Source organism: Trinickia sp., from assembly GCF_035492435.1.
GTDB lineage: Bacteria > Pseudomonadota > Gammaproteobacteria > Burkholderiales > Burkholderiaceae > Trinickia.
In genome coordinates this window covers 1-8,942 of sequence record NZ_DATJJF010000133.1, presented here as the reverse complement: position 1 = coordinate 8,942, position 8,942 = coordinate 1, and the positions used below count along the sequence as shown (strand labels likewise).

10 protein-coding genes, 1 pseudogene and 1 riboswitch are annotated in these 8,942 nt (G+C 58.4%); of the genes and pseudogenes, 7 read left to right on the top strand and 4 right to left on the bottom strand.

All coding sequences use genetic code 11. From position 1 onward, the window contains the following. Nucleotides 1-358, top strand: a 358-nt coding sequence (locus tag VL598_RS10450) for a hypothetical protein (RefSeq protein ID WP_325326641.1), incomplete at its 5' end; no start/stop codon positions are given. A gap of 55 nt (nucleotides 359-413) precedes the next feature. Here VL598_RS10450 and VL598_RS10445 read toward each other — a convergent pair. Further along, nucleotides 414-743 carry a hypothetical protein gene (locus tag VL598_RS10445; RefSeq protein WP_325326640.1) on the bottom strand — a complete coding sequence of 110 codons (330 nt, stop codon included), beginning with the start codon at nucleotides 741-743 and terminating at the stop codon, nucleotides 414-416. A 28-nt stretch (nucleotides 744-771) separates the two neighbouring features. After that, a complete protein-coding gene (locus VL598_RS10440; RefSeq protein WP_325326639.1) occupies nucleotides 772-1,074 on the bottom strand; it encodes a hypothetical protein in 303 nt (100 codons plus the stop codon). A 109-nt stretch (nucleotides 1,075-1,183) separates the two neighbouring features. On the opposite strand from VL598_RS10440, the gene VL598_RS10435 reads away from it, so the two are divergent. Next, nucleotides 1,184-2,512, top strand: a complete 1,329-nt coding sequence (locus tag VL598_RS10435; RefSeq protein ID WP_325326638.1) for an aspartate aminotransferase family protein — start codon at nucleotides 1,184-1,186, stop codon at nucleotides 2,510-2,512. Nucleotides 2,513-2,650: 138 nt separating this feature from the next. Here the strand turns inward: VL598_RS10435 and dmeF are convergent, their stop codons facing one another. Then, a complete protein-coding gene (gene dmeF, locus VL598_RS10430) occupies nucleotides 2,651-3,631 on the bottom strand; it encodes a CDF family Co(II)/Ni(II) efflux transporter DmeF (protein WP_325326637.1) in 981 nt (326 codons plus the stop codon). 142 nt (nucleotides 3,632-3,773) lie between these two features. Continuing rightward, nucleotides 3,774-3,950: riboswitch (yybP-ykoY riboswitch) on the top strand. 52 nt (nucleotides 3,951-4,002) lie between these two features. On the opposite strand from dmeF, the gene VL598_RS10425 reads away from it, so the two are divergent. The 4 genes from VL598_RS10425 to VL598_RS10410 all read left to right on the top strand — a co-directional run bounded on the left by VL598_RS10425 (nucleotide 4,003) and on the right by VL598_RS10410 (nucleotide 8,109). Next, on the top strand, nucleotides 4,003-5,025 hold the full coding sequence (locus VL598_RS10425) for a sodium:calcium antiporter (RefSeq protein WP_325326636.1): 1,023 nt from the start codon (nucleotides 4,003-4,005) through the stop codon (nucleotides 5,023-5,025). A 230-nt stretch (nucleotides 5,026-5,255) separates the two neighbouring features. After that, on the top strand, nucleotides 5,256-5,777 hold the full coding sequence (locus VL598_RS10420; protein WP_325326635.1) for a hypothetical protein: 522 nt from the start codon (nucleotides 5,256-5,258) through the stop codon (nucleotides 5,775-5,777). Next, nucleotides 5,774-6,229 (top strand): response regulator, encoded by a 456-nt coding sequence (locus tag VL598_RS10415; RefSeq protein WP_325326634.1) that lies wholly within the window; start codon nucleotides 5,774-5,776, stop codon nucleotides 6,227-6,229. The genes VL598_RS10420 and VL598_RS10415 overlap by 4 nt, the downstream gene beginning before the upstream one ends. Then, nucleotides 6,229-8,109, top strand: coding sequence for a hybrid sensor histidine kinase/response regulator (locus tag VL598_RS10410; protein ID WP_325326633.1), 1,881 nt, complete (start codon nucleotides 6,229-6,231; stop codon nucleotides 8,107-8,109). Before VL598_RS10415 ends, VL598_RS10410 begins: the two co-directional genes overlap by 1 nt. 52 nt (nucleotides 8,110-8,161) lie before the next feature. Here VL598_RS10410 and VL598_RS10405 read toward each other — a convergent pair whose 3' ends face one another. Further along, entirely contained in the window at nucleotides 8,162-8,428 is a 267-nt protein-coding gene (locus VL598_RS10405) for a DUF4148 domain-containing protein (protein ID WP_325326632.1), read from the bottom strand. 223 nt (nucleotides 8,429-8,651) lie between these two features. On the opposite strand from VL598_RS10405, the pseudogene VL598_RS10400 reads away from it, so the two are divergent. Beyond that, nucleotides 8,652-8,942 (top strand): annotated as a pseudogene (locus VL598_RS10400) (hypothetical protein); the annotation flags it as partial.

Below are 8,942 nucleotides of genomic sequence, written 5' to 3'. Positions count from 1 at the left end.
CGTTGGAAGTCAGGTTACCGTTCCAGATCCCCTCGATGATGCCGGCCGCGCCAAGAGGCTGAGGCTGCTTGTTGCTATGATCATCGTCGTCGCCCCCGCAGGCGATGATGCTTCCGATCAATACAATCGAGATCAAGCAACGCCAGGCTCGCTTCATAGATCACCTGTTCGAATAGGCGTCCCATTTGATACGCCCGCGCGAATGCCGTGTGAAGTGGTGCGAGCAAGCCCTAGTCCCGAACGCATCAGGTCAGGATGGCGCGAGCTGGCCAATATCCGGCTGAACGTTCAGGCGCGTCGGAGTCACCAAACATTGCTCGGCAAGCGGTTTATTCACTCTTTTGAACAACATATTTGATCGAGATCCACGTTTCGCGCGCGTCGCCGAAGCGCGGATCGTGAGCGCATGCGCTTCATAGCTGCGAATCGGCGGAAAGCAACCCTCTGTAGCCCTCACGGACGCGCTGCTGGATGCCGTCGAAGTTAGCGACGCCAGTGATCGCGCCGTCCTTGTCCGCGACGCCAATGAAGAGCACGCCCTTCGTGATGACGGCCCTGAGACTCACTTCCGCGCGAATTGCGCCCGATAGTGTGAGCACGTCGGCAACCTCAACGCGCGCAATCTCGGTAACGCGCATGCCGCACGTAATGCCGAGCAGCAAAATCAGTGCATCACGCTCAGGGTGTCGGCTCGTTGCTTCCGTGACGCGCAGCAGATGCCGTATCTGCGACGATCGCAGCACTACGGCATGCTTCGTCAAACGTGGTGGATCAAATCGGAATGTGACGGATGGTGATGGTATTCCGATGACGTCCGCAAAGCGGCACCGGAAACGCTGTCAGGCCCGTGTTGCTTATGGTCCGCGGAAAAATCAATGCGACGAGCATCCCGCGGACTGCTTGCATGCCAGCAACGGAACTAACAACATCTTTTTCTGCTCGACTGCTGGCGCATTGCTGGACCAGCGTCGGTGCGCTGGTAGGGTCGCGCTCCAATGTAGACTCGATCATCACCGGCACGGTGGGATCCCCCAATACGGTTTGGGTCAATTTGCCAGTAAAGTTTGGCAACATGGCGGGGCGACTGTGCAGCCCATGCCCGGACAGCGGACGCTAGAGTCAAACTATTGGCCGTTAGAAGCGAGTGCCTTCGCGGCCTCCATTGACATAAAGGAGAAACCCCGTGACCTCCCACCCTGCATCCGACGATCTTTCCCATTTCTGGATGCCTTTCACCGCGAACCGTCAGTTCAAAGCTGCGCCGCGCCTCTTGGTCTCCGCGCGCGGCATGTATTACCGCGCCGCAGACGGCCGGGAGGTGCTCGACGGGTGCGCCGGGCTGTGGTGCGTGAACGCAGGCCACTGCCGTGACGAAATCGTCACCGCCATACAGACTCAAGCGGCCACGCTCGATTTCGCGCCGCCGTTTCAAATGGCCCACCCGCTCGCTTTCGTAGCCGCGACGAAGGTGGCCGAGGTGATGCCGGCGGGCCTCGACCGAATTTTCTTTACGAACTCAGGCTCGGAAGCCGTCGACACCGCGCTCAAAATCGCGCTCGCCTATCACCGCGCGCGTGGCGAAGGCCAACGCACACGACTCATCGGCCGCGAACGCGGTTATAACGGCGTCGGCTTCGGCGGCATCTCGGTCGGTGGGATGTCACCTAACCGCAGGGCGTTTTCCGGATCGCTGCTCGGCAATGTCGATCATCTGCCGCACACGCACAGTCTCGAGCGCAATGCCTTTTCAAAAGGACAGCCTGCATGGGGCGCGCATTTGGCCGACGAGCTGGAACGTCTCGTGGCGCTGCACGATCCCTCGACTATCGCGGCTGTCATCGTCGAGCCAGTCGCCGGCTCCACCGGGGTGCTGATTCCCCCACAAGGCTATCTGCAACGGCTGCGCGAAATCTGTACGAAGTACGGAATCTTGCTGATTTTCGATGAGGTCATTACGGGTTTCGGTCGGCTTGGATGCGCAACTGCGAGCGAGTACTTCGGCGTCACGCCCGATCTCATTACACTCGCGAAAGCCATCAACAACGCGGCCGTGCCAATGGGGGCCGTTGCCTCGAGCCGCCTGGTTCACGACGCGATCATTCAAAGCGGCTTGCCCGGTGCGGTGGAGTTCTTCCACGGCTACACGTACTCGGCACACTCGCTCGCCTGCGCCGCGGCCGTTGCCACTCAGGATCTCTATCGAAGTGACGATTTGTTCGCCCGCGCCGATCGTCTCGCGCCGACCTTCGAGCGCGCAGCACATGCACTCGCCAATGCAGCGCATGTGATCGATGTTCGCAACCTGGGGCTTGTGGCAGCCATCGAACTGGAACCTCGTGCGGACGCACCAGGCTCACGTGCCTACGAAGTCTTCGTCAAATGCTTCGAGGCTGGCGTGCTCGTACGCTATACGGGCGACATTCTCGCGTTTTCGCCGCCGCTCATTGTGGACGAAGGGCAGATCGAGCAGATCTTCGACACAGTCAGAAAGGTGCTCGCGAGCGTGAAGTAAGCGGTGCTGGTGCACGAAGACGGGCATGCAAAAGGGGGCTCATGTGTATGAGCGGCCGAGCCCCTTTCGCCCGTCTGCTGCGTTCTTGATGGGACGCGAGCGGCAGCCGCCCGCAGCAAAATGCCGGAAGAGAGGGTACTACTCCACCCGATGTTCGAGCGTCAGGTGCGCGATTTCGTGCACTGGGGCGAGTCTTTGCCTGATGAGGTGAGCCGATACACTCGACTTCGAAATGACGCTGACAATGGCCGCACGTGCTTCGGGACCCACACGCCAAACGTGCAAATCGGTAATTCTCGTGTCGCCCGGTGCTTCGACCAAGGTTCGAATTTCGTCGGCAACATGCTGATCTGTCTCGTCGAGCAGAATGCGCGCGGTATCGCGCATCAAGCCCCATGCCCAACGCGCGATCACAACCGAACCGACAACGCCCATGAGCGGGTCGAGCCAGATCCAGCCAGCGAAACGGCCGGCCAGCAATGCCACGATGGCCAGCACCGATGTCAGGGCATCGGCCAACACGTGCACATAAGCAGACCGTAGATTGTTGTCGTGGCTGTGCCCCGACGGCGAGCCGTGCCCGTGATGTTCGTGATGATGCGCGTGATGGCCCCCATGACCATGATGGTGATCGTGTCCATGTCCGTGTCCATGCCCATGTCCGTGCGAAAGCAGGAAGGCGCTGGCCAGATTGACCGCTAGACCCACGACCGCAATCAGCGTGGCGTCACCGAAAGCAACGTTCGTCGGGTGAACAAGCCGGATGACTGATTCGATGCCGATCAAGAGAGAAACGACCGCGAGAATGAGCGCGGAGGCAAAGCCCGCGAGTTCGCCGACCTTACCTGTTCCGAAACTGAAGCGCCGATTACCTGAATTTCGTTTCGCGAAGTCATAGGCGGCCGCGGCGATGCCGAGCGCCCCCGCGTGCGTTGCCATATGAAAGCCATCGGCGAGGAGCGCCATGGAGCCGGTGAGATAGCCCGCGGCGATTTCTCCAACCATCATCACCAATGTGAGCGCAACGACCGACCTCGTGCGTCTTGCGTTCGCGTCGTGCGAGTCGCCGAGGAAGGAGTGTTCGTGCTCTGATTTGTCATCGAATGAGTGGATATTCATGTGCTCGATCTGCTTTGCCTTTGGGATCGCGGTACCCAACATAGGGTACCCCCCTATTCTACCAGTGACTGCGGATGAATCGGAATTTCTCTGGTAGCGAGACGATTCGCAGTTTTTATCGGGGCGTTAGTGCGCTATAATTGCGCCCGTCTTAGGGGAGTAGTCTGCTTCGCGACGCGAAGCGCCGCCGTCAACATAATTGGCAACCCATGCCATGGCGTCGGCAACCGTTCCACGGTTTGGCGAGACCTATGACGTTTCCCTTCAACCCGAGCCGGGCGAAGGGCGGCGTCATTGGTTTATGTGCCCGGCTCGTGGAGTTGCAACCTTATGTTGCTCGCCTCTCGGACTCTCAAGTCGGAGCGATCGTCATGGCATTGACCATCGCTCTCCTCATTGCCGCTGCCGGCATCATTTACTTTTCCTGCGAAACGTTCGTCAACGGCGTCGAGTGGCTCGGACAAAGGCTCAATCTCGCGCAGACGGCCACAGGTACGATTCTGGCCGCGTTCGGCACGGCGCTGCCCGAGAGCGTTGTCACACTTGTCGCTGTTGCGTTTGGCACCACGCCAGCCCACAAGGAGATTGGTGTGGGGGCTGCAATTGGGGGTCCGCTCGCCCTCAGTACCGTAGCCTATGCCGTCGTCGGAGTCGTGTTGCTTGCGACTGCGCGGCGCGGCGGCCGAGCCTCTACCGCATACGTCGATACCGATACCGCGCGGCTGCGTCGCGATCAACTTTGGTTTCTTGCCATCTTCGTTGCCAAGATTGCGCTGGGACTAGTGGTTTTTAGCTTTAAGCCATTGCTGGGCATTGCCTTTCTGTCTGCATATGCGCTCTATTGCTGGAAAGAGCTGCGTGCCGAGGGCGAAGGCGACGACCACGGCGAGCTCGAGCCGCTCAAGTTGCGCCCTCATGATGCGAATCCGGCAATGGGCTGGATCATCACGCAAACCGCCGGGGCCCTGTTGGTCATTTTCGCGGCCTCGCACCTGTTCGTTCGGCAAATCGAGCTGGTGGGGCCGTGGCTCGGTCTAAGTCCACAGCTGAGCGCATTGCTTTTCAGCCCAATCGCGACCGAGCTGCCCGAGATAATGAACGCTGTGATCTGGGTACGGCAGGGCAAGGAACGGCTGGCACTCGCCAACATCAGCGGGGCGATGATGATTCAGGCGACCATCCCCACGGCGTTTGGTCTCTTTTTCACGCCCTGGCATCTCGCAACACCGTCTCTTCTTGCTGCGGCCGTGACTGCTATAGCTATCGTGTTCCTGCAGTGGTACTTCCGTGCGCCTCAAGTACGGGGCCGCCAACTAACCCACGTGGGCTGGCTGTACGGTGTGTTTGCTGCACTGTTGTTTGTCGTGACACAGGTGTTGCCGCGCCTCAGCTAGCAGCCCCTCAGCAGCGCTGAAAATCGAGCGCGGCGGCTACGGAGAAGATGGCCGCCGCCGGGCAACGTCCTCGCGTCCGAGCCCCTCGCGCTGCCCTGGCGCCCAACACGCCGCCGGCTGTCGAACCTCGCGTCACCGCTCCAAGGTGACTGGAATATAATTCAGCGGGTGTGCGGAACGATCCAGCAGGTTCCGCGGTGAGGCGAAGCTTGGCGCGCTTGCATTCGAACTTGCAAACGATTCGCTCAGCGATTCTCCGCTACGGCGGCCTCTCGGTCGCTTGCGTCGGGGTTGCGCTTGGGCTGGCGCTAGCATGCAAACGCCACGGCTTTCGTGACTTTGCGGCACCACTTTTCGATTTGGGGATTGTCCTTGCCACGTGGGCCACATGGTTCGGAGAAGTCGGCCCGGTCAAAGCAGCGGTTGTTGTGTCGGCCGCCAGCCTCGGCTGCTTTTATTCCCTGCCCCAATATTCATTCCAAATTCCCGCGGCGGATATACCATATTTTATTATTTTTACAATATGGACTGATATTATCTCCGGCTTCCTGAACGTTCGGTGCCGAATCGAAAGTGATCCGCGTTACGCGCGCGATCTATTCCGAACTGAAATTGAGCGCATTCAGCACCGCGAGCGAGAGATTATCAGACTTGGTCAGGAACTCTCTGGGGTGCTGGCCCCGGGCGCTGCACTCTACTTTCCCCTGCCTAAAGCGGACGTTGCGCAGGCAAGAACTGCGAGCACATCATGAACGGACTCGGACGTATTTTGATCGTCGAGGACGACCCGAGGGATGTCGAATTAACTCTGGCCGCACTTGCAGACTATAACCTGGCAAACGAGGTGGCCATCGCCCGAGACGGCCAGCAAGCCTTAAACTACCTGTACTGCAAAGAGGAGTATGCCGGCCGGCCCAACGATAATCCGGCCGTCATGCTGCTCGACCTGAAACTACCGAAGGTCGATGGTTTAGAGGTATTGGCAAAGATCAAGTCAGACCAGAATTTTAGAATGATACCCGTAGTTGTGCTGACTTCATCCCATGAAGAAAAAGATATGATGATGAGTTACAAGCTCGGCGTAAATGCTTATGTGGTCAAGCCAGTCGATTTTCACGAGTTCATAAACGCTGTCAAGGAACTAGGTGTCTTCTGGGCGATCATCAATGAGCCTCCCCCGGGCAGCATGAGGAAGGTACAATAATGTCAACGCTTCGCATCGTATTGTTGGAGGACAATTCGAATGACGCAGAACTCATTCAAGATTTGCTGGCAACGGATCATTTCGCCTGTGAGTTCATCCGCGTTCAAACCCGTGCAGAATTTTCTGCAGCACTAAAGATTGCCGGAATCGATTTGATTCTCGCGGATTACAAGCTTCCAACGTTCGACGGCCTTTCGGCATTGAAGCTCACTTTGGACATTCGTCCTGAACTGCCTTTTATTTTCGTGTCTGGCGCGCTCGGCGAAGAACTGGCAGTCGATGCGCTCAGAATAGGCGCGACGGACTATGTCTTGAAAACGCGACTTTCGAGGCTCGTGCCTTCGGTTCAGCGCGCGGTGCGCGAGGCTAAGGAGCGGGCTGAACGCAAACGAACCGAGGACGCGCTGCGCCGCAGCGAGATGTATTTAGCGGAAGCGCAAAAACTGAGCCACACGGGAAGTTTCGGCTGGAACGTGTCGAGCGGCGAAGTCTTTTGGTCCGAGGAGACCTATCGCATATTCTCGGTAGACCCAGCCGTCACGCCCACGCTCCAATTGGTGATCGACCGAACGCATCCGGACGACCGCGTTCGTCTGCAGCAGATCTTGCAGATTGCGGAGCGCGAGCGTCGCGCATTTACGGCCGAACATCGGCTGGTGATGCCGGATGGATCTGCCAAACACGTGCATGCCGTGGCGCATGGCATTACGAGCGACGGGAAATTTCTGTACTTAGGTGCGGTAACGGACATCACCGACCGCAAGCGTACGGAAGAAACACTGCGCGAGCAGGCTAGTCTCCTGAATCTGACGCATGACGCGATTTTTGTTCGAGACATGAATGGCGTCATCACGTATTGGAACGCCGGTGCGCAATCGCTGTACGGATGGACGGCGCAGGAGGCGACTGGCCAAGTCGCAACTCACCTGCTGAAGACGGTTTTCCCTGCGCCGATTGAGCACATCTCGGCTGAACTGGACAGTAGCGGCCACTGGGAAGGCGAGCTTGTACATACGCGGAAAGGCGGCTCTCAGGTGACGGTGGCGAGCCGTTGGTCGCTACAGCGCAATGCGCGCGGGGTGCCGATTGCAGCGTTGGAAACCAATAACGACATCACACTGAGAAAACGCGCTGAAGAAGAGCGCGGGCGATTGCGTCAACTGGAGGCGGATCTCGCGCACATCAACCGGGTCAGCATGATGGGAGAGCTCGCTGCCTCGCTGGCCCACGAGATCAAGCAACCGGTCGCAGCCGCTGCCACCGGTGCGCAAGCTTGTATGCAATGGCTGCGCCGCGATGTGCCCGATATCGAACAAGCATGTCACGCTGCAACGGCCATGGCCCTGGCGGTCAAGCGCGCGATCGGAATTATCAATGGCGTGAGTTCGCTTTATGGGCGAACCACCACAGCGAGGGAGCTTGTAGACATCAATGAGATTGTCAGAGAGATGACGATATTGCTGTCCGATACGGCCGCGAGAAACGCAATACGGATTCGAAACGAGCTCGATCCGAACTTGCCGATAATCACTGCCGATCGTGTGCAGTTGCATCAGGTATTGATGAATCTCATGCTGAACGGCATCGAGGCGATGCGAGAAACAGGCGGCGTACTGATCGTCGCGTCAGAAAAAACCGAGCAAGGCCAACTGACGATTTCGGTCAGCGATTCCGGTATCGGGCTTCCGGCCGACGATCCGGAACGCATTTTTGAAGCGTTTTTTACAACCAAGCCGCAAGGCACCGGCATGGGGTTGTGCCTCAGCCGGCGCATCATCGAAGCCCATGGCGGGCGTTTGTGTGCCATTTCGAACCGCGGAGCCGGAGCAACGTTTCGATTCACGTTGCCCGTGGAGATGGCCGCCTTGCCCATTCAGTAACAGGCATTCGACGGCGACCGTACGAGCTCTCCAACGAATGTGCCGCTTTGGCTCAGCTGCCAAAGTAGACATGCGAGTTCAGATAGGCCATCTGGCCGTCATTTTCCGCGTGCACGAGTTCTTGATAGACCTGAGCACGCGTCTTTGGCTGCGTAGGCTGGCCATACGGCGGCACCCACCGACCATTGGGTGCCGATGTCTCATTTGACGCTATTTGCGCGCTGTCAGGCGAAGACTGCGCTGGCGATGACGTCTGGGCAAATGCGGACGCACAAGCCGTGGCGGTCACGACGGCGATAGCGAAGACGAGCGGTTTCATTTCATTCCTCCTGCACAAAAGTCGAACTAACGCTCGCATCATCGTCGGTCTCGGCTAAACCGGCTCCGCCATCCGTGTGAACAGTTTTTTAATTAGGACTCCTATTTGGTATCACCTTGCCATCGCATAGAACGTGGGTGCCGACGCCCCCTCAGTGTGCGGTATGGTGCGGTGGCACGTATGGTGTTCGCACTTGCGCCCCCCTTGTTAAGCAACCTGCGACATGCGACATTGGTGCCCGTTCTTCCCAATTGCCGCCATACCAATAGCTTTTGAAAACAAAACCAATAAAGACTTAGAGGCACACGTGTCACATCAGAAATCGACCGAAATTGCTGCACGCTTCGACCGCCTGCCGCCGTCGCGGACCATTTGGACCATGGTGATCCTGATCTCGCTCGGCGGGGTCTTCGAGTACTACGACCTTTTCTTCACTGGTTACGTAGCGCCGGGCATGAGCCAGTCGGGCCTCTTCAAGCCCGAGTCGCTCGGCTTCTTCGCCGGCTTGGCGCCA

Coding starts and splice junctions, on each gene's coding strand:
- VL598_RS10440 (WP_325326639.1), bottom strand. CDS start 1,074: ATGTTGCCAAACTTTACTGGCAAATTGACCCAAACCGTATTGGGGGAT.
- dmeF (WP_325326637.1), bottom strand. CDS start 3,631: ATGAATATCCACTCATTCGATGACAAATCAGAGCACGAACACTCCTTC.
- VL598_RS10425 (WP_325326636.1), top strand. CDS start 4,003: ATGGCATTGACCATCGCTCTCCTCATTGCCGCTGCCGGCATCATTTAC.
- VL598_RS10415 (WP_325326634.1), top strand. CDS start 5,774: ATGAACGGACTCGGACGTATTTTGATCGTCGAGGACGACCCGAGGGAT.
- VL598_RS10410 (WP_325326633.1), top strand. CDS start 6,229: ATGTCAACGCTTCGCATCGTATTGTTGGAGGACAATTCGAATGACGCA.
- VL598_RS10405 (WP_325326632.1), bottom strand. CDS start 8,428: ATGAAACCGCTCGTCTTCGCTATCGCCGTCGTGACCGCCACGGCTTGT.